We start from the raw sequence: 23,396 nt of genomic DNA, 5'->3' as shown, positions 1-23,396 counted from the left end.
CCCTCGGTGGAATCAGGCGGCAGCAAGCCGCATGGCGGTTCGGTTCGGCGCGCGATAGTGGTCGACCACGTAGTCGATGAAACTGCGCACTTTCGTCGACAGATAGTTGCGACTCGGATAAAGGATCGACACGCAGCGCGGGCCGCCATTGACTGCGTAGCGTTCGAGAATCGGCAGCAATGTGCCGCGCGCGAGATCGTCGGCGACGAGCGGATGCGGCAACTGCGCGATGCCCATGTGATTGAGCGCCGCGAGCCGCACCATCGCGCTGCTGGTTGACGTCAACGCGTTGCCGGTAAAGACGCGACAGGAACCGTCGACATCCGAAAACTCCCAGTTGCGCGCGGCGCCATTCGACACGGTCAGCAGGCTGTGGGTATTGAGTTCGACGGGCTCGGTCGGCAAGCCGTGGCGCTCGAGGTACTCGGGCGACGCGACGACCATCTCGTGCACGCTCGTCAGCATCCGCGACACGAAGGTGGAGTTGACGAGGCGATGATCGTCACAGAAGCACACGTCGTAGCCGCCCTCGACCATGTCCACCTGCAAATCGAACGTCGTCACGTCGAAACGCACGCGCGGATGCTCGAGGCGATACGTGGACAGCAGCGTGCCGAGGCCGGCCGCGACAGAGGTCTCCGACGCGGCGATGCGCAGCGTGCCGCGCGGGTCGCGGTTGGCCTGTGCGAGGTTCGATTCGATCTCGTCGAGTTTCTCGATGATCGTTCGGCAACCGTCGAGATATTCGCGGCCGGACTCGGTGAGCGACAGGCTGCGGGTCGTCCGGTTCAGCAGGCGCATGTTCAGGTGCGCTTCGAGCATGCCGACGCTGCGCGTGACTGCGGCGGCCGACATTCCGAGCTGACGTGCGGCGAGACTGAAGCTCGACAACTCGACCACGCGTGTAAAGACACGCATCGCTTGCAGTTGGTTCATGATCGACTGGAAAGGAATTGGCCGGAAATACAGGCCGGCGACGTCCGTCTTCATCGGGCTACGTCGGCGCATCGCGCTGCGCCTGCTGGGCCGGGCAGCGAGTCAATTATGGGATGCGAGCGGGTGTCGAACGCTAAAAAAACAGGGCTGGACGGATGAAATTTCATTTAGAAAGAGGCGGACGCGGAAAAACGACAGCACGGTGCGCTTTCTAAAAAAAGATTCATGCGCGGATCGCAAATCTTCAGGTGGCTCATTTACACGGAGGTCGATAATAGGATCACGCAACTGCCACAAGGACGACAGAAATGGCGCAACCGTTGAGCATCAAGATGATCGAAGAGCGCGGCAAGCTCGTTGTGCTGATGTCGATTGAACGGGGCGCGGCGGTGCTTGATCCGGAAGATGTGGACGCCGTCGTCCAGTACCTGAGTCTGTTGCGCGCGTCGATGCGGCCTGCCGTGCCGGACATTCCGCCGCACGCGCAGCAATTCGTGACGGAAATGGATCCGTGCTGGTATGTGGAGCGCCATCCGCTGCAGGGGGGCGCTGTGCTGCTGCTGCGTCATACCGGGCTCGGTTGGGCGAGCTTCGCGCTACCGCCGAGCAGCCTCGAACGTTTGCATGGTTCCCTGACGCAATTGCTCGAGGACGAGCGGCAGGTGATCAGCATGCCTCACTGAAGCCGCCGCGTGAACGCGCCTGTATTCAGATGATTAGCGATAGATCGCTGAAAAAAGCGATGCAATACCACATCGATGTGGCCGATGGACTCCCGATCGGCATAGGCGACGCCCCGTGATCGAGGGCAGTCAATGCAAGCGGCACACTTGCGTTGATAGTCAATATGTAGTGGCCAACTCATCCCGGACACTGCGTTGAGTTTTTCTTCGGCGGCTGACGGCGCCAGTCGGTCATTGAACGGATGCAGCCGTATCCGGTTGACGGGCAATGCCGGAAATTTCCCCGGTGCCGAACGGTTCGTCGTCCGGCGAGCCAGCGCCATCGCCGGCGGGCGCCTGGCAATTCACGCGTCTTCACTTGCCTCCTCGCTGCGACGAAAGCGCCGTGATGTGATACTTGGCACGCAAGGCGTACAGAACGCCGCTACCGTCATCGGCGCATGTGATTCCGCCGATGGATCCAACGCAGTTTGCCTTTCGCAAGACCTTTCGTCATGACCGACTCGAACCATCACTATTACGAACCGTCGCAAGGCCACGGCCTTGCGCATGATCCCTTGAACGCGATCGTGGGTCCGCGCCCGATCGGCTGGATTTCATCCCGCGGCAACGACGGCACGGTCAACCTCGCACCGTACAGCTTCTTCAACGCATTCAACTACCATCCGCCGATCATCGGGTTTTCGAGTACCACGGCCAAGGACAGCCTGCGCAACGTCCAGGAGACCGGCGAGTTCGTCTGGAATCTCGCGACTCGCGATCTCGCCGACAGGATGAACCTGACCTGCGCCGCGGTCCCGTATGGCGTCAACGAGTTCGAACTCGGTGGCCTGACCGCAATCCCGTCGCGGCTGGTCGACGTGCCGCGCGTCGCCGAAAGCGGCGTGAACTTCGAATGCAAGGTGACCGACGTGATTCGGCTGCGTGACCATAAAGGCGTCGAGACGGCGGCCTCGCTGGTATTGGGTGAGGTCGTTGCCGTTCATATCCGGCATGATTTGCTGAAGGACGGGATCTTCGACACCTTTGGCGCGGGCATCATTCTTCGTGCGGGCGGCCCGTCCGCCTATGTGCATGTTCAGCCCGACAGCCGGTTCGACATCGCCCGCCCGGGCGCATGAGGCAGCGCGCGTTGCAACGGCTCCGGAAGCGGGCGCTGCCCGCGTGATCGTCCGCCGTGCCCTCACAGACGAAGGCCCCGTAGAAATCCAGGATTTCGCGGGGTCTTTTGCCTTGTATCGTCCGACTTGATCCTTTCGACCCGCTCCATCCATTCGTCGTTCGACCCCGATCCGGGCCAGCCGGCACCGCGGCCTCACTGCGCTGCAACATGGCAAATCTGCTCACCGCGGTCGAGCGGCTTGGTCATCGACGTCCGGCGCTGCAACGCCTAAATTTTCAAGGTTGACGTGCCTATCCGCACGCCAGCTTGCGCGCAGGCCGGCAACCGGCCTGCGCGATCCCAACAGCGTGAGACACAATCGAGCGTGGAGACGACACGATGAGCCTGTCAGAGCCATTGCGTCTGCATGTGCCGGAGCCCACCGGGCGCCCGGGCTGCAAGACGGACTTTTCCTATCTGCATCTTTCGCCGGCCGGCGCGGTTCGCCGCCCGCCGATCGACGTAGCCGCGGCGGACACCGCCAATCTCGCCCGCAGCCTCGTGCGCGTGCTCGACGACAGCGGCAAGGCCGTCGGCCCGTGGGCGCCGGATCTCGACGATGCGCGGCTGATCGCCGGCCTGCGCGCGATGCTCAAGACCCGCATTTTCGACGCGCGCATGATGATCGCGCAGCGCCAGAAGAAAATCTCCTTCTACATGTTGAGCCTCGGCGAAGAGGCGATCGGCACCGCGCACGCAATGGCGCTGCGCGACGGCGACATGTGCTTCCCGACCTACCGGCAGCAGAGCATCCTGATCGCGCGCGACGTGCCGCTCGAGCGGATGATCTGCCAGCTGATGTCGAACGAGGGCGACCCGCTGAAAGGCCGCCAGCTTCCGGTGATGTACTCGGACCGTGAAGCTGGCTTCTTCTCCATTTCCGGCAACCTCGCGACGCAGTTCATCCAGGCGGTCGGCTGGGCGATGGCGTCGGCGATCAAGGGCGACACGAAGATCTCGTCCGCGTGGATCGGCGACGGTGCGACGGCCGAGGCCGACTTCCACACCGCGCTCACGTTCGCGCACGTGTACCGCGCGCCGGTCGTGCTGAACGTCGTCAACAACCAGTGGGCGATCTCGACGTTCCAGGCGATCGCGGGCGGCGAAGGCACGACGTTCGCGGGGCGCGGCGTCGGCTGCGGGATCGCGTCGCTGCGCGTCGACGGCAACGATTTCCTCGCGATCTACGCGGCGTCGAGCTGGGCGGCCGAACGCGCGCGCCGCAATCTCGGCCCGACGCTGATCGAGTGGGTGACCTACCGTGCGGGCGCGCATTCGACGTCGGACGATCCGACCAAGTACCGGCCGAGCGACGACTGGTCCCATTTCCCGCTCGGCGATCCGATCGAGCGCTTCAAGCGCCACCTGATCGTCAAGGGCATCTGGTCGGACAGCGCGCATGAAGCACTGACGGCCGAGCTCGAGGCCGAGGTGATCGCCGCGCAGAAGGAAGCGGAGCAATACGGCACGCTGGCCGACGACCGGATTCCGTCGCCGGCTTCGATGTTCGACGACGTGTACAAGGAGCTGCCCGCGCACCTGCGCCGTCAGCGCCAGGAACTGGGAGCGTGATCATGGCGCAACAAGAGACAGGCACGGCAACGCAGCCGATGACGATGATCCAGGCGCTGCGCTCGGCGATGGACGTGATGCTCGGGCGCGACAGCGACGTGGTCGTGTTCGGGCAGGACGTCGGCTATTTCGGCGGCGTGTTCCGTTGTACCGAAGGATTGCAGAACAAATACGGCAAGTCGCGCGTGTTCGATGCGCCGATCTCCGAAAGCGGGATCGTCGGTGCGGCGGTCGGGATGGGCGCGTACGGGCTGCGCCCCGTGTGCGAGATCCAGTTCGCCGACTATTTCTATCCGGCGTCCGACCAGATCGTGTCGGAAGGCGCGCGGCTGCGCTATCGCTCGGCCGGCCAGTTCATCGCACCGATGACGATCCGCATGCCCTGCGGCGGCGGCATCTACGGCGGCCAGACGCACAGCCAGAGCCCGGAGGCGATGTTCACGCAGGTGTGCGGGCTGCGCACGGTGATGCCGTCCAATCCGTACGACGCGAAGGGGCTGCTGATCGCATCGATCGAGAACGATGATCCGGTGATCTTCCTCGAGCCGAAACGGCTGTACAACGGGCCGTTCGACGGCCATCACGACCGGCCGGTCACGTCGTGGCTCAAGCATCCGGCAAGCGCGGTGCCCGAGGGCTACTACACGGTGCCGCTCGATACGGCCGCCGTGGTGCGGCCCGGCAACGACGTGACGGTGCTGACCTACGGCACGACGGTGCACGTGTCGCTCGCCGCGGCCGAGGAGACGGGTATCGACGCGGAGGTGATCGACCTGCGCACGCTGTGGCCGCTCGACCTCGACACGATCGTCGCGTCGGTGCGCAAGACCGGGCGCTGCGTCGTGGTGCACGAGGCGACGCGCACCTGCGGTTTCGGTGCGGAACTGGTGTCGCTGGTCCAGGAACATTGCTTCTACCACCTCGAAGCGCCGGTCGAGCGCACGACGGGCTGGGACACGCCGTATCCGCATGCGCAGGAGTGGGCGTACTTTCCGGGCCCGGCCCGGGTCGGTGAAGCGTTGCGACGCGTGATGGAGGCGTGAGATGGGGATTCATGTCATCAAGATGCCGGATATCGGCGAAGGGATTGCCGAGGTCGAGCTGGTCGCCTGGCACGTGGAAGTCGGGCAGACGATCAGGGAAGACCAGCCGCTCGCCGATGTGATGACCGACAAGGCGGCGGTCGAGATTCCGTCGCCGGTGACGGGCAAGGTGATCGAACTCGGCGGCCGGATCGGCGAGATGATGGCGGTCGGCAGCGAGCTGATTCGTCTCGAGGTCGAAGGCGACGGCAACCTGAAGGCCGGCGCACCGGTGCGAGAATCCAAGGTAGAAACCGCACCGGTCGTGGCAGCGCCGTCGAAGGCGGTGGCCGAGGCGCCCGCTGCATCGCCTGCAAAGCCGGCGGCGAAGCACGCGCCCGCGGAGCCGCGTCGCGCGAAGCGTGCCGAGCAGACGGAGCACGTCGAGACACCGCGTGCGGCGCGCGCGCCGGGGGAGCGGCCGCTCGCGTCGCCGGCCGTGCGTCAGCGCGCGTGGGACATGGGCATCGAGCTGCGTTATGTGCGCGGCACCGGTGAAGCAGGGCGGATCCTGCATGCGGATCTCGACGCGTATGCGGGCTCCGGCAGCGGTACCGCACGTGCGTCCCAAGTGCACGGCTACGACGAACGCAACGACGAAACCGACGTGCCGGTGATCGGCTTGCGGCGCGCGATCGCGCGCAAGATGCAGGAAGCGAAGCGCCGCATTCCGCACTTCAGCTACGTCGAGGAGATCGACGTCACCGAGCTCGAATCGCTGCGTACGGATCTGAACCGCCGCTACGGCGACACGCGCGGCAAGCTCACGCCGCTGCCGCTGCTGATCCGCGCGATGGTGATCGCGTTGCGCGACTTTCCGCAGATCAACGCGCGCTTCGACGACGAAGCGGGTGTCGTCACGCGTTACGGCGCGGTGCACATGGGCGTCGCGACGCAGACGGACGGCGGCCTCACGGTGCCGGTGCTGCGTCATGCCGAAGCGCGCGACGTATGGTCGATCTCCGCCGAGATCGCGCGGCTCGCCGATGCGGTGCGCGCGAACCGCGCGCAGCGCGACGCGTTGAGCGGCTCGACGATCACGATCTCGAGCCTCGGCGCGCTCGGCGGCATCGTGTCGACGCCGGTCATCAATCATCCCGAGGTCGGCATCGTCGGCGTGAACCGGATCGTCGAACGGCCGATGATTCGCGACGGCGCGGTCGTCGCGCGCAAGATGATGAACCTGTCGTCGTCGTTCGATCATCGCGTCGTCGACGGCGCGGACGCGGCCGAATTCATCCAGGCCGTGCGCGCGGTGCTCGAACGCCCGGCCCTGCTGTTCGTGGAGTGAGCGCGATGAAGAACGAACACACCACGCTACTCGTGATCGGCGGCGGCCCGGGCGGCTACATCGCCGCGATTCGCGCCGGCCAGCTCGGCATTCCGACCGTGCTGGTCGAGCGCGACCGGCTCGGCGGCACGTGCCTGAACATCGGCTGCATTCCGTCGAAGGCGCTGATCCACGTGGCCGACGCATTCGAGCAGGCGCGCGGTCATGCCGGCGAAGGCGCGCTCGGAATTCGCGTGCGTACGCCCGAGATCGACATCGCGAAAAGCGTTGCATGGAAGGACGGCATCGTCGACCGGCTGACGCGCGGCGTCGGCGCGCTGCTGAAGAAGAACGGCGTGCGCGTGCTGCATGGCGATGCGCAGGTGGTCGACGGCAAGACCGTCGACGTCGTCGCCGGCGGCCACGCGACGCGAATCAGCTGCGATCACCTGTTGCTCGCGACCGGTTCCGAACCGGTCGCGCTGCCGTCGATGCCGTTCGGCGGGCATGTCGTGTCGTCCACCGAGGCGCTGTCGCCTGCGACGCTGCCAAAGCGGCTGGTCGTCGTCGGGGCCGGGTATATCGGGCTCGAACTCGGGATCGTCTATCGCAAGCTCGGCGTCGACGTGAGCGTCGTCGAAGCGGCGGAGCGCGTGTTGCCCGCATACGATGCGGAACTCGCGCGGCCGGTCGCCGATTCGCTCGCGCGGCTGGGCGTGCGGCTGCTGCTCGGCCACAAGGTGCTCGGGCTCGCGGAACACGGCGCGGTGCGCGTGCAGGCCGCCGACGGCGCGGAGCAGACGCTGTCGGCCGATCGCGTGCTGGTCGCGGTGGGCCGCCGGCCGCGGGTCGACGGCTTCGGGCTCGAGTCGTTGCCGCTCGATCGCAACGGCCGCGCACTGTGGATCGACGACGAATGCCGGACGTCGATGCGCAACGTCTGGGCGATCGGCGACGTTGCCGGCGAGCCGATGCTCGCGCATCGCGCGATGGCGCAGGGCGAGATGGTGGCCGAGCTGATCGCCGGCAAGCGCCGCACGTTCATGCCCGCGTCGATCCCGGCCGTGTGCTTCACCGATCCGGAGATCGTCACGGCCGGCTGGTCGCCCGACGACGCGCGTGCGGCCGATGTCGACTGCGTGAGCGCGTCGTTCCCGTTCGCGGCGAACGGGCGCGCGATGACGCTGCAGGCAACCGACGGCTTCGTACGCGTCGTCGCGCGGCGCGACAACCACCTGATCGTCGGCTGGCAGGCGGTCGGGCGCGGCGTGTCGGAACTGGCCGCGGCGTTCTCGCAGTCGCTGGAGATGGGCGCGCGGCTGGAGGACATCGGCGGCACGATTCATGCGCACCCGACGCTCGGCGAAGCGCTGCAGGAAGCCGCGCTGCGCGCGCTCGGGCACGCGCTGCACATCTGACGGGCGCTCGTGACACGGAGCCGCCGATGTGCAACGCGCGCATCGGCGGTTTTTCGTTTGCAGCGCCGGCTTCTGCGCCGGCGCGTGCGCCGTTCGTCAGGACGGCGCGCGGAGGTCGACGGGTTGCGCCGTCACTTCGCGATAAAACGCATCGATCGAATCGACCATCTGCGACAGCCCCGGCTGTTCGAGCGGATAGTGGCCCGCGTTGTCCAGCATGACGACCTTCACAGGCACCTTCTGCACGCGCTGCAGGAACGGTTCGCTCAGGTGCCGCGGCGTCCAGCGGTCCGCGGCCGGTTGCGTGAGCAGGATCGGGCACACGGCGAAATCTTCCGGCTCGACGGCCGGCCGGTACGACATGTAGGAATCGAGGAACGCCATCGTCATCGCGTTGCCGGCGGAGGTGCGATCGGACAGCCACACCTTCAGCGCATCCGGGTCGTTGACGAGCGCGGACATCTTGCTGGCGAGCGTCATCGGCACCCGCATCGATTTCAGCGGCGTCATCGCGGCGAGATGCATCATCGGGCCGCCGACGCGGCTCATGAACACGTTGCGCGCGGTTTCGTCGCGCACCTGCCGAAGGCGCTGGTCGAGGAAGGTCATGCCGACGATGCCCTTGACCTTGCCGTTCAGCGCGGCCACGTGATACGTGAGCATGCCGCCTGCGCTCAGCCCGTAGAGCACGATCGGCCGGTCGTCCTTCGCGCGCTCCGCGTCGATCAGGTCGCTGCCTGCGCGCACCCAGTCGTCGTAGCGAACCAGCGTGCCCCTGGCGACCTCGGTCATCCCGTATTCGGGCATGTCGACCGCGATCGTTTCGTAGCCGCGGCGCGCCAGCTGCTCGCCGAGGATCATCGACATCTGCCGGCCGTTGGTGCCCACGCCATGGAACAGGATCACCTTCACGCGCGCTTGCGGGTTGCGGTACGTGTCGAGATGCATGCGATGGCCGTGCCAGGACCACCATTCTTCCCGCGGCTGCCGGCCGTCCTGCCGGCGTCTGATGAATGTCTGGAACTTTGCCCGGAGCCCGGCTTCCGTCCTGCTGATGATCGACTTCGGGCGCGGCCGCAAGATCGCGCCGCAGGCGTTGCTCAAGGGTTCGCAGCTCACGCTGAAGCAGCTCGCCGACCCGGATTTCACGGTGCTGGCCGCGCAAGAGCTGGCGGTGGCGTCGAATCTGCTCGACCTGACCGCCGGCGAGGCCGGCGTCGGCCTCGAGGTTGGCCTGTCGTACCAGCTTTCGGCGTATGGGCTGCTCGGGTACGGGCTGCTGAGCAGCGCGACCGGCATGGACGCGGTCGCGCTCGCCGGCCGCTACCTGGCGCTGACCTATACGTTCGTCGGGATGACGTTCCGCCGCGCCGGGCAGCAGGACGTGATTCAGTTCGACGCGTCGCCGGAGCTGGCGGCGAACGTGCAGCGCTTCTTCGTCGAACGGGCGATGGGTGCGACGTGCCGCGTACTGCGCGACGTGATCGGCAGCGCGTTCGAACTCGCGACGTTCGATATCGCGTATGGCGCCGGCCCCGGCGCTGACGCGCGGCAACCGGTGCTCGGCGCGAAGATCCGGCACGGCCAGCCTGCCAATACGCTCACGTTCGAGCATGCGCATCTCGAGCGGCCGTTGCCGCAGGCGAACGCCGCGACCGCGGCGATGTGCGAGCGCATGTGTGCCGAGCTGGTCACGCGCAGGCGCACGCGCGTCGATCTCGTGTCGTTCCTGAACGAATACCTGGCCACGCGCTCGTTCGACCGGCCGCCGCAGTTGAAGGACATCGCGACGCTGCTCAACACCAGCGAGCGCACGTTGAAGCGCCGGCTGCAGGAAGAGGGCGCGTGCTTCCGGGATATTTCGAGCGCGGTGCGCAAGACCCGCGCACAGGCGCTGATCGCGGAAGGGCGGCTGTCGATCAAGGAAATCGCGGAGGAACTGGGATTCAGCGACATGTCGTCGTTCTCGCAGGCGTACAAGCGCTGGACGGGTGTCGCGCCGAGCGTGTCGCGCCAGGAGGCGGCCGGTTCGTAGCGCGCGCCCTGTAACTTTTAGAGATGTTGGAGGGTTGCCGGCGCCGGGGCGGCCGACGATCATGTGGGAAGCCGGAAACCGGGCCGTTCCCGGCCCGCCAACGCAAGCTCCACACGGAAGAACCGGACATGAAATTGCTGCTCGTCGGCGCAACCGGACTCGTCGGGCGTCACGTCCTCGAAGTCGCGCTCGCCGATGCGCGGGTCGATCAGGTGATCGTCCTCGCGCGCCGCCCGTTGTCGCCGCACCCGAAGATGCGCGCGGTCGAGGTCGATTTCGATCGTCTGCCCGACGCGGCCGACTGGTGGCATGCCGATGCCGTGATCTGCACGCTCGGCACCACGATGCGGGCCGCCGGCTCGCAGGCGGCGTTCCGGCGCGTCGACCACGACTATCCGCTCGCGGTCGCGCAGCTCGCGCACCGCTACGGCACGCCGGCCTACGTGCTGAATTCCGCACTCGGCGCGGATCCGGCATCGCGCATCTTCTACAACCGCGTGAAGGGCGAGGTCGAGCAGGCGCTCGCCGGCGTCGGTTTTGCGTCGCTGACTTATGTGCGCCCCGGCTTGATCGGCGGCAGCCGCGACGAATTCAGGTTCGGCGAGCGGCTGCTGGTATTCGCGTTGAACGCGGCCCGCCCCGTGTTGCCGGCGAAGTGGCGCGTGAATCCCGCGCCGCGGATTGCCCGCGCGCTGCTCGACGCGGCGATCGATGCGCGGCCGGGCGTGCAGGTCGTCGCGTCGAGCCAGCTCGTCTGACGCGGATCGGGCGGCAAGCGTGACGGCGTGCGGCGTGCGGCGCGTCACCGGTTGGTAAAACTGTTTCGTCATACCAGGCGATAGCCCGACCGCGACACCTGCGCTGACCTACGATGGAAGTATTGCTTCCACCGTCCATCGCGCCGTGTGCACCCACTACCGCGCCCCTGGCGAAGACCCGGGCATCAGCGAACTGAAGATCGGCATCGGCGATCTGTATCGTCGCGACCCGTGGGCACCCGACGTGTATCCCGATTATGCGGCGCCCGTCGCATGCGCCGACGGCGATGGTCTCGCGGTCGTGGCGGCCGTGTTCGGCTTCTGGCCTAAATTCATGCAGCCCGAGCGGCTCGACGAGCACGGCCGGAAGAAAAAGAAGCTCGACACCGTGAATGCGCGCACGGAAACGGTCGGCACGTCGCGTCTCTACGCGAATGCCTGGCGCAACGGCCAGCGCTGCTTGATCCCGGTGCGCTGGATCTGCGAGCCGTGCTACGAGACCGGCCGCAACGTGTGGCACCGGATCGGCATCGACGGCTGGCAGCCGTATTGCGTCGCCGGTATCTGGCGCCGCTACGAAGACAGCGACGGGCGCGTATGCATCGGCATGACGATGCTCACGGTGAACGCCGACGCTCATCCGCTGTTCGCGCGAATGCATCGGCCCGGCGATGAGAAGCGCGGCGTCGTGATCCTGCGCAGCGACGATTACGACGAATGGCTGCATACGCGCGACATCGAAGCCGCGCGGCGCATGCTGAACCCGTTTCCCGCCGACGACATGACGGCCGAGCCTGACCAGGTGCCGCCGGCCGGTACCTGACCTTTCATTTTTCCGACGCCTGGCTTGCGGCGAAATTGCCCGACCGTGCGCCGATTATTCGAACGAATTCGAAAATCGATCGATACCGGGTAATCCCCGATATCTCACAAGTTGTATATACAAGATCATCCGCTGGCAATGTCGGCACATGTCGTGCCGCTTGCGCGCCAGCGTGCTGACCGTGCGTGCGTGGCGCATGCCGGCGATCCACGGCGCCCCGCACCCGCAGAGCCGAAAGGGCGGCTCGCAGTTTCCTGTCTCGTTCAAACCATTTGCGATCCTGAGTATTTTGGAGATTTCCCCGTGTCAACGAATCCCAGTGGAAAAGCCGGCGGCCTGATCGAAGTCCGTTCGATCGACTTCATTCCCGACGCCGAGCGCCACGGCGGCTTGCTGAGCCAGTTCACCCTGTGGCTGTCGGCCAACATGCAGATCACGGCCATCGTTACCGGCGCGCTCGCCGTCGTGCTCGGCGGCGACGTGTTCTGGTCGCTGGTCGCGCTGCTGCTCGGCCAGTTCGTCGGCGGCGCGGTGATGGCGCTGCATGGTGCGCAGGGGCCGCAGCTCGGGCTGCCGCAGATGATCTCGAGCCGCGTTCAGTTCGGCGTCTATGGCGCGATGATCCCGATCGTGCTCGTGTGCCTGATGTACATCGGCTTTTCCGCGAGCGGCTCGGTGCTGGCCGGGCAGGCCGTCGCGCAGCTGCTGCACATCGACGACGCGGCCGGCATCCTGCTGTTCGCGGCCGTGATCGTCGTGCTGACCGTGTTCGGCTATCGTGCGATTCATGCCGTCGGCCGGATCGCGAGCGTGGTCGGCATCGCCGCGTTCGTCTACATGTTTGCGCAGCTGTTCGCGAACCACGACATCGGCGCGCTGCTCGCCAACCGTCATTTCTCGCTCGCGAGCTTCCTGCTGTCGATGTCGCTGTCCGCGTCGTGGCAGATCGCATTCGGCCCGTACGTCGCCGACTATTCGCGCTACCTGCCGCGCTCGACGTCGTCGCTTGCGACGTTCGTCGCGGTCGGCCTCGGCTCGGTGATCGGCGCGCAGGCGGCGATGGTGTTCGGCGTATTCGCGGCCGCGCTGGCCGGCAGCCAGTTCGCGCACCACGAAGTGTCGTATATCGTCGGCCTCGGCTCGACGGGCGCCGTGGCTGCGCTGCTTTACTTCAGCATCGCGTTCGGCAAGGTGACGGTGACGGCGCTCAACGCGTACGGCAGCTTCATGTCGATGGCGACGATCGTCAGCGGCTTCCGCGGCAAGGGCGCGGTGTCGTCGAAAAGCCGCCTCGTGTACATCTTCGGGATGATCTGCGTGTCGACGCTGATCGCGCTCGCGGGCCGTCATTCGTTCCTGAAGGAATTCACCGCGTTCATCCTGTTCCTGCTCGCGTTCTTCACGCCATGGAGCGCGATCAACCTGGTCGACTATTACTGCTTCACGCGCTCGCGCTACGACGTGCCGGCGCTGTCCGATCCGGACGGCCGCTATGGCCGCTGGAACGTGATGGCAATCACGATCTACGTCGTCGGCATCCTGGTGCAGCTGCCGTTCATGTCGACGCACATCTACACCGGGCCGCTCGTCGATGCACTCGGCGGTACCGACATCTCGTGGATCCTCGGGCTGATCGTGCCGGCGGTGCTGTATTACATCGGCGCGCGCGCGTCGCGGCGCAGCATTCCCGAACGCCTGATCCTGCCGCTCGAACGCGGCGAAGTGCACCACTGACCGCGCAGCTCGCGCATCGGGCCGGCTCGTTGCCGGCCTGAGCGTCGAGCCGGGCGCGTCTGCGCCGGGCCGACCCGACCCGACCGATTCCCATTCCCGCGATACCGGTGCGGCGTGATTACCGCGCCCGGCGTCGTTTCATTTCCTGTCTATTGAATAGTATGACTAAATATATTGAAGCGCACGGCAGCGATTGCCGAGCGCGGCCGGTGCACGCCGGTCTTCGCGCGACGGTCGCAGTCGCGTGCCTCGCCGCATCGGGAACCGCGCTCGCGCAGGACGGCGTCACGCTGTACGGCGTGATCGACGAATTCGCGCAGTACGTGAATACGGGTAACGGCCATACGGCGGCGATCAATTCGGGCGGCCAGTGGGGCAGCCGGTTCGGATTGAAGGGCGGCGAGGATATCGGCGGCGGGCAGAGGATCGAGTTCGCGCTGGAAAACGGCTTCAATCCGAACGACGGTTCGCTGGCGAGCGCCGGCAGCCTGTTCAACCGGCAGGCATGGGTCGGCCTTTCGGGACAATGGGGCAAGGTGCGCGCGGGCCGGCAGAATTCGCCGCTGTTCAACGACCAGGGCGGGCAGGATGCGTTCGGCGGCGTCACGCAGGCGTCCGGCATGGACAACCTGACGGTGTTCGCGTTCCGCACGAGCAACACGCTGTCGTACCAGAGCCCGGAGGTCGCCGGTTTCCAGGGCGGGCTGTACCTGGGGTTCGGCGATGCGGGCGGCGTGCGCTCGGCCGGCTCCAGCCAGCAGTTCGACCTGACCTACGAACATGGGCCGTTCGGCGCGTTCGTCGCGGGGCAGTGGTTGAAGAACGCGACGGCGACCACGACCGATCGCACGATCATGGCCGGCGCATCGTACGAGATCGGCAAGGCCACCGTGTACGGCGGCTTTTCGGCAGTGAAGTGGGCCGACCTCGGCATCGATTCGCGCGTGTACGGGCTGTCGGTCAAATACCAGTTCAACCCGGCGAACACCGTCGCGCTCGGCTACGCGTACCTGCACGACCAGTCGTCGCAGGGCAACAATGCGGACCAGCTCGGGCTGATGTACGAGTACGACCTGTCGAAGCGCACGAGCTTCTACGGCGCGCTGTCTTACCTGCGCAACCGCAACCAGGCCGGCTACACGCTCGCCGGCGCGGCCAACCCCGGCCTGCCGCTCGCGTATCCGGGCGCGAATGCGCGCGGCGTGCAGCTCGGCATCGTGCATCGCTTCTGACGTTGCCGACGCGCCGGGCCGCGTGCGCCCGGCGCTTTCCTCCGGCGCATGCGCGCCGTCATTTCCCGAGCCGCTCCGCGAGCGAATAGCGCTGCATGCAGCGCTCCATCGCATCGAGAAACGCCTGCTCGGCCGCGTTCATCTTGCGATCGCGATGCCACAGCAGGAACACGTCGACATCGACGAGCCCGTCGTCGGGCGGCAGCCGCCACAGCCGCTGCTGCGCGATGTCGTCGCGCACGATGTGCTCGGGCAGGCAACCGATCCCGTAACCGGCGAAGATCAGCCGCCGCACTTCCTCGAGGCTCGGCGACGACGCGACGATGCGCCCCGTGAAGCCCTTCTGGTCGCGAAACACGGTGAGCGGCGACAGGCTGTCGCCGATCTGGTCGCTCGTGAACGACACGAAATTCTCGGCGAGCAGATCGTCCATCCGCAGTTGCGTCTGCCCGAACAGCCGGTGATGGCGGCCGCAATAGATCGCATAGCGCTGGCGCAGGAAGCAGCGCATCTCGAGCTTGTCGTGCGGCGTGCGGCACAGGCCGAGCCCGGCCGTGGCCGTCTTCTGCAGCAGTGAAGAAAGAATGTCCGACGAGCGCATCACTTCGATCTGCAGGTCGATGCGCGGATAGGCGCGATGGAATTCCGCGAGGAATTCGTCGTAGACGGGCGACTCGATGCGGCTCACGGTCAGGAGCCGGATCGAACCGGTCAGGTCGGCCGTGCTGTCGTCGATTTCGGTTTCGAGGCGCGAGATGCCGCCGTAGATGTCGCTCGCGATCCGGTACACGGCTTCGCCGGCCGGTGTCGGCGCGAAGTGCGTGCCGCGCCGCTCGATCAGCTTGCGCTCGAGCGTGTCCTCGAGCCGCCGCAATGCCTGGCTCACGGCCGGCTGCGTCACGTGCAGGCGCGCGGCCGCGCGGCTCACGCTGCGCTCCTGGACGATCACCAGGTAGGTGCGCAGCAGGTTCCAGTCGAGACGGTCGTTCAGGAACGGGGCGAGGTCGGGGCGCATCGGATCTCCGGGCGAGGCGTCAAGGCGGACATTAGTTGAATTTATACGGAGAATAATAACTTGAAATTTGACTAATGATTTGCGGCCGCCGATAAAGGAGGGGTGCCGCAGCGTGCGGCGCAAGGCCGCGACAGACGGCCGTCCCACGATATTGCGCGCCGCTCCGCAGTGGCGCACGTCAGGAGCCCGCATGACCCAGTCCCTTCCTTCGGCCCGCCAGCCGGGACGCGCCGCGACGGCCGCATTCATCGGCACGATGATCGAGTGGTACGACTTCTACATCTACGCGACCGCCGCCGCGCTCGTGTTCGGCGAACTCTATTTCCCGTCGCATGACCGCTTCGTCAGCACGATGGCGTCGTTCGCGACGTTCGCGGTCGGCTTCTTCGCGCGGCCGCTCGGCGGCGTGATCTTCGGCCATCTCGGCGATCGCATCGGCCGCAAGAAGGCGCTGATGACGACGCTGATGATGATGGGCGTCGCGACCGTCTGCGTCGGGCTGCTGCCCGACTACGCGACGGTCGGCATGCTCGCGCCGGTGCTGCTCGTCGCACTGCGCGTGGTACAGGGAATCGCGGTCGGCGGCGAATGGGGCGGCGCGGTGCTGATGGCGGGCGAGCATGCGCCGCAGGGGCGCCGCACGTTCTTCGCGTCGTTCGCGCAGCTCGGCAGCCCGGCCGGGCTGATCCTGTCGCTGATCGCGTTTCGCGCGGTCACGTCGATGGACAAGGCCGACTTCCTCGCATGGGGCTGGCGCCTGCCGTTTCTCGCGAGTTCGGTGCTGCTCGTGGTCGGCATCCTGATTCGGCTCGGCGTGAACGAGTCGCCGGAATTCGCACGCGTGAAGGAAACCAACCGCACGGTGAAGCTGCCGGTCGCGGAAGTGTTCCGCTCCGCATCGGGGCTCGTGGCGCTCTGCATCGGCGCGAACACGATCGGCATCGCGGGCGTCTATTTCACGAACACGTTCATGATCGCGTACACGACGCAGTACGTCGGCGTTTCGCGATCGCTGATCCTCGACAGCCTGTTCGCGGTCGCGATCATCCAGTTCATCGCGCAGCCGATCGCCGCGTGGATCGCCGAACGCATCGGCGGCGCGCGCTTCCTGAAGCTCGCGGCGCTGCTCGCGATGCTGTCGCCGTATCCGATGTTCATGCTCGTGCAGGGCGGCACGTCCGCGTCGCTGATTGCAGGCATCGCGCTCGCGGTGGTCTGCATGGCCGGCTTCTATTCGGTGATCGCGGGTTTCGTAAGCGACGTATTCCCCGCGCACGTGCGCTATTCGGCGATCTCGCTCGCCTACCAGATCTGCGGCGCGATCGCGGGCGGGCTGACGCCGCTCGTCGGCACGTGGCTCGCGCATCGCTTCGCGGGCCAGTGGTGGCCGCTCGCGGTGTTCTATACGTGTCTGGCCGGCATCTCGCTGCTTTGCATCGTCGCGCTCGACGCGCGCCGCGCGGCACGGCCGGCTGCCGCCGAAGCGCTCGGCTCGCAGTGAACCTCAACGAACGAATTCATCCGGAGTGCACATGAAAGACCTGCTGGAAATCGACGGCGCCCGTTTGTGGCAGAGCCTGGCGGACATGGCGCGCGTCGGCGCGACGCCGCGCGGCGGCGTGCGGCGCCTGGCGCTCACCGACGACGATCGGTGCGGGCGCGACCTGTTCGCGCAGTGGTGCCGCGACGCGGGGATGACGGTGAGCGTCGACGCCGTCGGCAACCTGTTCGCGCGGCGCGACGGCATCGATGCGCAGGCCGCGCCGGTGCTGATCGGCAGCCATCTCGACACGCAGCCCGAAGGCGGCCGCTTCGACGGCGTCTATGGCGTGCTCGCCGCGCTCGAACTCGTGCGCACGCTGAACGACGCAGGCATCGCGACCGACAAGCCGCTGGAGATCGTGTCCTGGACCAACGAGGAGGGCGCGCGCTTCGCGCCGGCGATGCTCGGATCGGCCGTGTTCACGGGCGCGTTGCCGCTCAATGATGCGCTTGCGAAGCAGGACGCCGATGGCGTCACGCTCGGCGCGGCACTCGACGCATGCGGCTATCGCGGCACGCGCGCGATGGGCGGCGCGGTCGATGCGTACTTCGAAGCGCATATCGAACAGGGCCCCGTGCTCGAGGCGAACGGTACGACGATCGGCATCGTCACGGGCGGGCAGGCGATCCGCTGGCTCGACGTGACGGTGACGGGCGTGGCCGCGCATGCGGGCACGACGCCGATGCCGTATCGCAAGGACGCCTGTTTCGCGAGCGCGCAGATGGCGCTCGAACTCGAACGGATCGTCGCCGGGTATGCGCCGCGCGGGCTCGCGACGATCGGCCAGGTCGGCATTCGCAACGCGTCGCGCAACACCATTGCCGGCGACGTGACGTTCACGGTCGACCTCCGCCATCACGACGATGCGCAAGTCGATGCGATGGAGCGCGAATTGCGCGATGCATGTGCACGTGTCGCCGCCGCGCGTGGCGTGCAGGTCGCGATCGACACCTGCTGGCGCAGCCCGGCGACGCCGTTCGATCACGACTGTGTCGAGCGGGTCGCGCAGGCGGCCGCCGCGTTCGGCTATACGAACGAGCGGATCGTCAGCGGCGCCGGGCACGACGCGATCCTGCTCGCGCGCCGCGTCCCGACCGCGATGGTGTTCATCCCGTGCGTCGACGGCCTGTCGCACAACGAAGCCGAGGATGCACTGCCCGACGACGTGACGCGCGGCACGAACGTGCTGCTTCACGCGGTGCTCGCGCGCGCCGGCGTCGCGGCGGGCGTGGCCGTGGCGGCCACCGCGCTGGATGCGTGACGCGGCGAACCGCCACATCGACCAATCGAAAAACCGACGAGGGCGAACGATGAAAACCTATTTCCATCCCGAGCAGTTGCTGCACCATCCGCGCAGCTACCTGTCGCGCGGCCGGATGCGTGAACCGCAGGAAGTGCCCGAGCGCGCGGCGCGGCTCGTCGCGGCCGTCCGGTCGCTCGACTTCGACGTGTGCGAGCCGGCCGACCGCGGCACCGCGCCGATCGCAGCCGTGCACGACATGAGCTACCTGCGCTTTCTGGAAGAAGCGCATCGCGACTGGAAGCAGATGCCCGACGACTGGGGCGACGAAGTGATGTCGAATGTGTTCGTGCGCGACCCGAACCCGCTGCGCGGCGTGCTCGCGAAAGCCGCGCGCTATCTCGCGGACGGCAGTTGCCCGGTCGGTGCGAACACGTGGCGTGCCGCGTACTGGTCCGCGCAGGGCGCGCTTGCGGCCGCGGCCGACGTCAACGACGGCGCACGCGAGGCGTACGCGTTGTGCCGGCCGCCCGGCCATCACGCACGGCGCGACGCGGCCGGCGGCTTCTGCTACCTGAACAATGCGGCGATCGCCGCGCAGTCGCTGCTCGGCCGCCATCGCCGGGTCGCGATCCTCGACACCGACATGCATCACGGGCAGGGCGTGCAGGAGATCTTCTACGGCCGCGACGACGTGCTGTACGTGTCGATCCACGGCGACCCGACCAACTTCTACCCGGTGGTCGCGGGCTACGAGGAAGAGACGGGCACGGGGGCCGGCGACGGTTTCAACCTCAACCTGCCGATGCCGCACGGCGCGCCGGAGTCGGTGTTTTTCGCGCGGCTCGACGATGCGCTGCGCGCACTCGCGCGGTTCCAGCCCGATGCGCTCGTGCTCGCGCTCGGCTTCGATATCTACAAGGACGATCCGCAATCGCAGGTGGCCGTCACGACCGACGGTTTCGGGCGGCTCGGCGGCGCGATCGGCGCACTCGGGTTGCCGACGGTGATCGTGCAGGAAGGCGGCTATCACCTCGAAAGCCTCGACGCGAACGCACGTGCATTTTTCGGCGGGTTTGCCGCCGCGCGCTGACGCGTCCGGACGGCTGATGTACGACGTTCGCCGCGCGGCATCGGCATCCGTATCCGCATCGCGCGGGTCGGGGTCCGATTGCGCGTCAGCGCATTCAGGTTTTTCACTTGCGCGCCGCCGATTCGAGCGTACGCTGGACGGATTCGGGAAGGAGAGGGTTGAACGATGAAGGCAGCCGGACGGATCGGAAAGGGCGCGTTCGCACTCGCGATGCTGGGCGCGGGGCCGCTCGCCTGCGTGGCCGAGCCGTCGATCCCGCTCAGGGTCAGCCTCACGATTCCGGAAATCTGCACGATCGACGCGGCCGCCGGCCCGGGGGCGCGCACTGGCACGGGAGGCGACGCCCCGAGCGTCAGTTGTGTGCACGGTACACCGTTCCTGCTCAGCCGCGCACAGGGCGAGCGCGCGACCCTGCCGCCGCCACGCAGCCCGGGAATCGGTACGCCCGCAGCGTGGACCGTCACGTTTTGAGCAGCGTATCGGCTGCGTCTCCTGCTAGAAACTGATCGTCGCGGTGATCGTGTCGCTGTAGCTGCCGGGCGCGGGCGTGGTCTGCGCCGGCACCGCGCCGTACACGGTCACGACCTGCGACGTGCCCGTGCCGACGCCCGTGACCGTCGCGCTGCCGCCCGTGCCGTCGCCCCACGTGACCGAGTGCGTGGCGTCCGTGTAAAGCCCGTAGCCGATCGTTCCCCCACCGCTGCTGCGCTGCATCTGGCGCGCCATCACGTTGCTGCTGTTGCCGCCGCTCAGCGCGATCTTCCACGCGTCGCCGTTGGTGCACTGCGCGGTGATCGTACCCGTTGCCGCGAGCGTGCCCGACAGCAGGCTTGCGGTGCCGAAGTTCACGTTGGTCGCGTTGATGTTGCAGTTGTTGACGACGTTCGCCGTCGCGCTGAACGGGAAGGTGCCGCTCGACGTCGTCAGCGACGCGCAGGCCGGCGCGCCGAGCAGGTAGAACCCGGTATTGAGCGACGTCGTGTTGCCGCCGAACTGCTGCGAGTAGGTCGTGGTGCTGTCGCCGGTCGTCGGCACGGTCGGCTGGTTCCCGGTGATCTGCCCGTACACGGTGACCGTCGCGGACGCGCTCGTGCCGAGCGCGGGTTTGGCGAGCGTGACGGACGCCGGTGTCGTGCCGGAATACACCGAGCCCCACGCGACCGAATGCCCGCCGTCGAGATAGAGGTCGTACTGCATCGCGTCGCTGCCGTTGACGAGGCTGCGCGGGCTCGTGCCGCCGAGGTTCAGGCAGACGACCACGTTCGGCGTCAGCGAGACGGCCGCCCACGTGCAGGTGATGCTGACGGTGCCGGTCGCGGTGACCGGTGCGTTCGAGATCGGGCTGACCGAGCCGAAGCTCACGTCCGATGCGGTAGCCGTGCAGCTTTCGGCCAGTGCGTGACGGGGCGAGCCGCACCACGCGACGAAGGCAACGAGGATCAGCAGCGCGAACCTCATCGCGTCCCCCGGCACGTGAGCGGCCCGATGGTCGGCAGCGTGCCGTTGCCGGGCGCGCTGAACGCGAACGCTGCTTCGCAATGCTGCGCGCCGTAGTCGATCACGAGAAGGTTGTCGTCCTTCAAGCCGTCGATGAACGTGAGCCCGTCGTAGCCGACGATCGTGTCTGCGCCGCTTTCCGCATGATGCACGCGCGCGCCGGCCGGCAGCGGGCGGCCGGCGGTGTCGTGCAGGATCACCGACGCCGCGCGATAGCGCGCCACGCCGAAATGGGCGACGACGCCTGATTGCACCTGCGGCACGACCGTCATCGACGTGCGGGCGATCCGCGCATCGGCGGGCAGCTTCATCGCGTCGATCGCGATCTGGTTGTTCTGGTACGCGTTCAGGTCCGGCACGAGCAGATGCCCTGCGCGATCGGTCGTGCCGATCACGCGGTTTTCGTGCAGCACCGGAATGCCCGCGACGCCGTCGGTCGATACCAGCGCGAAGCCATCGTTGATGCGGCGCGACAGCTGCAGGCTGCTGTCCATGAATACGAGCGCGCCGCTCACGTCGAGCGATGCGCCGGTCTGTCGGTCGATGCGCTGCGCGGCCGCGATGACTTCGCCCGCATGGCCGAGATAACGCAGTTGCGCCTGCCGGTAGGGCACCGCGCCCGTGCCGCCGGTCTGCACGCCCCAGCCCCAGCCGCCGCCATAGTCCGGCGGGCGGCTCGCGTCGACGGTGTAGTTCGACTGGCCGCGCTGGCGCCCGACGGTCGTATTGATCGACGTATTGCGGCCGAGCCCGATGTTCAGCGATACGAACGCGCCGTTTGCGCCCTGCTGCGCGAAGTCGCGGTACGCGCTCACGCTCAGCGACGCGAGATCGCCGAAGCTCAGCGTGTACGACACCGTGCCGATCCGCGTGCTCGGGCCTTGCGGCAGCCGGAAGCCGATATAGCTGAGCGACAGCGTCTGGCGGTGCATGAACGGCAGCGCGAGCGTCGCCTGGTCGGTCGCTGCCGGCACCGTCGCGCCCTCGCGCGAAGCGAGGTCGCCGTAGCGGCCGAATGCGCGGATCGTCTGCGCGTTGATCGAGAAGCGCGGCTCGATCAGTTGATAGCCCATGCTTACCTGCGTGCCTGGATAGCGGCCGGCGCTGCCCGCGACCGCGCCGCTCACGACGCCCGCGTAGCCGAGACGCAGCAGCGCGCCGACGCCCGCGTTGAGCACGCCGCCGGTCGCTTCCGCATGTCCCTCGACGGTCAGCGCATCGGTGACGCCGCGCCGCATCGAGCCGCTGACGGCCGGCCGCGCGTCGTAGTCGAACGACTGCAGCCCGTAGTTGCGGCGCAGGAAGCCGGCTTCGAACGAATAGCTCGACAACCCGGCGGACAGCATGCGCGTATCGACGTAGAGCGGCACGGACGTCGCGACGGTGCGCCCGAGCGCGTCGCGCGTGATGACGGTCGCCTGGCCGGCGCCCGTGATGCCCGGCACGTCGTGGATGATGAACGGGCCGCTCGGCACGTTGCCGGTGTACTGGCGCACGTTGTTGATGTACAGGTCGACCGCCGACGGCACGGCCGCGGAACCCGCGAGCGACGGGATCGGGAACGTCACGAGATCGGGCCGCAGCGCGAAGTTGCTGCGCCACTGGAAGCCGCCGAGGCGAACCGAGCGCGTCCACGCGAGCGATCCCGAGATCGTGTCGCCGATCTGCGTCGTGCTCGGACGTGCCGGGTCCGAGCGGCTCCATGACGTATCGAAGCGCGTGTAGCGCCGGTGACCGTCGTAGAAGGTCGCGACGCCCGTCGTGTCGAATACGCCGCCCGGATCGAAGTAGCGCACGTCGGTGTAGAGCGAGTACTGCCGGTCGCCGAGCGTCTGCGCGTACGCCTCGTAGTTGATCGCGATGCCGCGCGACGCGCTGGCCGCCTGCGTGGGCGGCAATGCGCGGCTGTCCACCGCGTACGGACGGCGCAGCGTGTCGGGCATCTGCAGGTCGACGCTCTGGTGTGCCGCGTCGTAGCGGTAGCGCAGGCCGGGAATCGTGTCGAGGTCGACCGCCGCCGCGTCGGCGATACCGAGCCGGTCGGTCGCGACGCCGATCGTGCGCAGGTCGGCGCCGCTCGCCGACAGGTGGCCGTCGCGTTCGCGGAAATGCGCGAGCAACGTCGTGTTTTCGCCGTTGACGCTGACTTCGAGGATCACGTCGTGCGTGCGGTCGGTCATCACGAGTGCCGTTGGTTCGTCCGCGCGTGCGCAGCCGAGCGCGAGCAGGCCGCCGGCCACGACGGCCGCGAGTACGGCGCGCGGCGAACGGCGCGGCGTCCCGCGTCCGTTCGCCGGAAGCGA

The 23,396-nt window shown here is 67.3% G+C and carries 21 protein-coding genes; 15 read left to right on the top strand and 6 right to left on the bottom strand.

From position 1 onward, the window contains the following. Positions 1-12: 12 nt before the first annotated feature. The gene (locus G3N64_RS19245; protein WP_205785357.1) at positions 13-936 is read right to left on the bottom strand and encodes a LysR family transcriptional regulator; all 924 of its coding nucleotides are present in this window, start codon (positions 934-936) and stop codon (positions 13-15) included. 308 nt (positions 937-1,244) lie between these two features. Between G3N64_RS19245 and G3N64_RS19240 the strand changes: the two genes are divergently transcribed. Beyond that, the gene (locus G3N64_RS19240) at positions 1,245-1,619 is read left to right on the top strand and encodes a hypothetical protein (RefSeq protein ID WP_205785356.1); all 375 of its coding nucleotides are present in this window, start codon (positions 1,245-1,247) and stop codon (positions 1,617-1,619) included. Here the strand turns inward: G3N64_RS19240 and G3N64_RS19235 are convergent. Next, complete coding sequence (locus G3N64_RS19235) at positions 1,613-1,942, bottom strand: hypothetical protein (RefSeq protein WP_205785355.1); 330 nt, start codon at positions 1,940-1,942, stop codon at positions 1,613-1,615. The two genes, G3N64_RS19240 and G3N64_RS19235, sit on opposite strands and share 7 nt — an antisense overlap. A gap of 171 nt (positions 1,943-2,113) precedes the next feature. Here G3N64_RS19235 and G3N64_RS19230 point away from each other — a divergent pair, with 171 nt between their 5' ends. The 5 genes from G3N64_RS19230 (at position 2,114) to lpdA (ending at position 8,123) form a co-directional block, all read left to right on the top strand. Further along, entirely contained in the window at positions 2,114-2,740 is a 627-nt protein-coding gene (locus G3N64_RS19230; protein ID WP_205785354.1) for a flavin reductase family protein, read from the top strand. A gap of 380 nt (positions 2,741-3,120) precedes the next feature. After that, the gene (locus tag G3N64_RS19225; protein ID WP_205785353.1) at positions 3,121-4,353 is read left to right on the top strand and encodes a 3-methyl-2-oxobutanoate dehydrogenase (2-methylpropanoyl-transferring) subunit alpha; all 1,233 of its coding nucleotides are present in this window, start codon (positions 3,121-3,123) and stop codon (positions 4,351-4,353) included. A gap of 2 nt (positions 4,354-4,355) precedes the next feature. Continuing rightward, positions 4,356-5,396, top strand: coding sequence for an alpha-ketoacid dehydrogenase subunit beta (locus G3N64_RS19220; RefSeq protein ID WP_089483685.1), 1,041 nt, complete (start codon positions 4,356-4,358; stop codon positions 5,394-5,396). Position 5,397: 1 nt separating this feature from the next. Beyond that, on the top strand, positions 5,398-6,726 hold the full coding sequence (locus G3N64_RS19215) for a dihydrolipoamide acetyltransferase family protein (protein WP_205785352.1): 1,329 nt from the start codon (positions 5,398-5,400) through the stop codon (positions 6,724-6,726). A 5-nt stretch (positions 6,727-6,731) separates the two neighbouring features. Then, positions 6,732-8,123 (top strand): dihydrolipoyl dehydrogenase, encoded by a 1,392-nt coding sequence (gene lpdA / locus G3N64_RS19210; protein ID WP_205785351.1) that lies wholly within the window; start codon positions 6,732-6,734, stop codon positions 8,121-8,123. A gap of 96 nt (positions 8,124-8,219) precedes the next feature. Here lpdA and G3N64_RS19205 read toward each other — a convergent pair whose 3' ends face one another. After that, positions 8,220-9,071: an alpha/beta hydrolase gene (locus G3N64_RS19205; RefSeq protein ID WP_241021094.1), complete on the bottom strand. Its 852-nt coding sequence runs from the start codon at positions 9,069-9,071 to the stop codon at positions 8,220-8,222. 61 nt (positions 9,072-9,132) lie between these two features. Here G3N64_RS19205 and G3N64_RS19200 point away from each other — a divergent pair, with 61 nt between their 5' ends. The 5 genes from G3N64_RS19200 (at position 9,133) to G3N64_RS19180 (ending at position 14,705) form a co-directional block, all read left to right on the top strand. Beyond that, the gene (locus G3N64_RS19200; protein ID WP_205785350.1) at positions 9,133-10,158 is read left to right on the top strand and encodes an AraC family transcriptional regulator; all 1,026 of its coding nucleotides are present in this window, start codon (positions 9,133-9,135) and stop codon (positions 10,156-10,158) included. A 128-nt stretch (positions 10,159-10,286) separates the two neighbouring features. Next, on the top strand, positions 10,287-10,916 hold the full coding sequence (locus tag G3N64_RS19195) for an NAD(P)H-binding protein (RefSeq protein WP_205785349.1): 630 nt from the start codon (positions 10,287-10,289) through the stop codon (positions 10,914-10,916). Between the two features lie 145 nt (positions 10,917-11,061). Continuing rightward, positions 11,062-11,739, top strand: coding sequence for an SOS response-associated peptidase family protein (locus tag G3N64_RS19190; RefSeq protein ID WP_205785348.1), 678 nt, complete (start codon positions 11,062-11,064; stop codon positions 11,737-11,739). A 303-nt stretch (positions 11,740-12,042) separates the two neighbouring features. Beyond that, entirely contained in the window at positions 12,043-13,473 is a 1,431-nt protein-coding gene (locus tag G3N64_RS19185; protein ID WP_205785347.1) for a cytosine permease, read from the top strand. Positions 13,474-13,634: 161 nt separating this feature from the next. Then, entirely contained in the window at positions 13,635-14,705 is a 1,071-nt protein-coding gene (locus tag G3N64_RS19180; protein WP_205785346.1) for a porin, read from the top strand. 58 nt (positions 14,706-14,763) lie between these two features. Here G3N64_RS19180 and G3N64_RS19175 read toward each other — a convergent pair whose 3' ends face one another. Continuing rightward, positions 14,764-15,720 (bottom strand): LysR family transcriptional regulator, encoded by a 957-nt coding sequence (locus G3N64_RS19175; RefSeq protein ID WP_205785345.1) that lies wholly within the window; start codon positions 15,718-15,720, stop codon positions 14,764-14,766. 190 nt (positions 15,721-15,910) lie between these two features. Here G3N64_RS19175 and G3N64_RS19170 point away from each other — a divergent pair, with 190 nt between their 5' ends. From G3N64_RS19170 to G3N64_RS19155, 4 genes are all read left to right on the top strand, one after another. Further along, entirely contained in the window at positions 15,911-17,221 is a 1,311-nt protein-coding gene (locus G3N64_RS19170) for an MFS transporter (RefSeq protein WP_205785344.1), read from the top strand. 31 nt (positions 17,222-17,252) lie between these two features. Next, complete coding sequence (locus tag G3N64_RS19165; RefSeq protein WP_205785343.1) at positions 17,253-18,524, top strand: Zn-dependent hydrolase; 1,272 nt, start codon at positions 17,253-17,255, stop codon at positions 18,522-18,524. Between the two features lie 49 nt (positions 18,525-18,573). Continuing rightward, complete coding sequence (locus tag G3N64_RS19160) at positions 18,574-19,596, top strand: histone deacetylase family protein (RefSeq protein WP_205785342.1); 1,023 nt, start codon at positions 18,574-18,576, stop codon at positions 19,594-19,596. A 165-nt stretch (positions 19,597-19,761) separates the two neighbouring features. After that, positions 19,762-20,067, top strand: coding sequence for a hypothetical protein (locus G3N64_RS19155; RefSeq protein WP_205785341.1), 306 nt, complete (start codon positions 19,762-19,764; stop codon positions 20,065-20,067). A 24-nt stretch (positions 20,068-20,091) separates the two neighbouring features. Here the strand turns inward: G3N64_RS19155 and G3N64_RS19150 are convergent, their stop codons facing one another. Next, positions 20,092-21,054, bottom strand: coding sequence for a spore coat U domain-containing protein (locus tag G3N64_RS19150; protein WP_205785340.1), 963 nt, complete (start codon positions 21,052-21,054; stop codon positions 20,092-20,094). Then, positions 21,051-23,333 (bottom strand): fimbria/pilus outer membrane usher protein, encoded by a 2,283-nt coding sequence (locus G3N64_RS19145; protein ID WP_205785380.1) that lies wholly within the window; start codon positions 23,331-23,333, stop codon positions 21,051-21,053. The genes G3N64_RS19150 and G3N64_RS19145 overlap by 4 nt, the downstream gene beginning before the upstream one ends. Between the last annotated feature and the right edge of the window lie 63 nt (positions 23,334-23,396).

Origin of the sequence: Burkholderia sp. Ac-20344, from assembly GCF_017104975.1 — a bacterium.
GTDB lineage: Bacteria > Pseudomonadota > Gammaproteobacteria > Burkholderiales > Burkholderiaceae > Burkholderia.
This window is presented reverse-complemented; position numbering and strand designations above follow the sequence as displayed.

Bases quoted from the DNA above. Each gene is read 5' to 3' on its own strand.
- G3N64_RS19225 (WP_205785353.1), top strand. From the start codon at position 3,121: ATGAGCCTGTCAGAGCCATTGCGTCTGCATGTGCCGGAGCCCACCGGG.
- G3N64_RS19160 (WP_205785342.1), top strand. From the start codon at position 18,574: ATGAAAACCTATTTCCATCCCGAGCAGTTGCTGCACCATCCGCGCAGC.
- G3N64_RS19180 (WP_205785346.1), top strand. From the start codon at position 13,635: ATGACTAAATATATTGAAGCGCACGGCAGCGATTGCCGAGCGCGGCCG.
- G3N64_RS19170 (WP_205785344.1), top strand. From the start codon at position 15,911: ATGACCCAGTCCCTTCCTTCGGCCCGCCAGCCGGGACGCGCCGCGACG.
- G3N64_RS19230 (WP_205785354.1), top strand. From the start codon at position 2,114: ATGACCGACTCGAACCATCACTATTACGAACCGTCGCAAGGCCACGGC.
- G3N64_RS19245 (WP_205785357.1), bottom strand. From the start codon at position 936: ATGAACCAACTGCAAGCGATGCGTGTCTTTACACGCGTGGTCGAGTTG.
- G3N64_RS19175 (WP_205785345.1), bottom strand. From the start codon at position 15,720: ATGCGCCCCGACCTCGCCCCGTTCCTGAACGACCGTCTCGACTGGAAC.
- G3N64_RS19240 (WP_205785356.1), top strand. From the start codon at position 1,245: ATGGCGCAACCGTTGAGCATCAAGATGATCGAAGAGCGCGGCAAGCTC.
- G3N64_RS19215 (WP_205785352.1), top strand. From the start codon at position 5,398: ATGGGGATTCATGTCATCAAGATGCCGGATATCGGCGAAGGGATTGCC.
- G3N64_RS19155 (WP_205785341.1), top strand. From the start codon at position 19,762: ATGAAGGCAGCCGGACGGATCGGAAAGGGCGCGTTCGCACTCGCGATG.
- G3N64_RS19200 (WP_205785350.1), top strand. From the start codon at position 9,133: ATGAATGTCTGGAACTTTGCCCGGAGCCCGGCTTCCGTCCTGCTGATG.
- G3N64_RS19220 (WP_089483685.1), top strand. From the start codon at position 4,356: ATGGCGCAACAAGAGACAGGCACGGCAACGCAGCCGATGACGATGATC.
- lpdA (WP_205785351.1), top strand. From the start codon at position 6,732: ATGAAGAACGAACACACCACGCTACTCGTGATCGGCGGCGGCCCGGGC.
- G3N64_RS19195 (WP_205785349.1), top strand. From the start codon at position 10,287: ATGAAATTGCTGCTCGTCGGCGCAACCGGACTCGTCGGGCGTCACGTC.
- G3N64_RS19150 (WP_205785340.1), bottom strand. From the start codon at position 21,054: ATGAGGTTCGCGCTGCTGATCCTCGTTGCCTTCGTCGCGTGGTGCGGC.
- G3N64_RS19205 (WP_241021094.1), bottom strand. From the start codon at position 9,071: ATGCATCTCGACACGTACCGCAACCCGCAAGCGCGCGTGAAGGTGATC.
- G3N64_RS19235 (WP_205785355.1), bottom strand. From the start codon at position 1,942: ATGGCGCTGGCTCGCCGGACGACGAACCGTTCGGCACCGGGGAAATTT.
- G3N64_RS19165 (WP_205785343.1), top strand. From the start codon at position 17,253: ATGAAAGACCTGCTGGAAATCGACGGCGCCCGTTTGTGGCAGAGCCTG.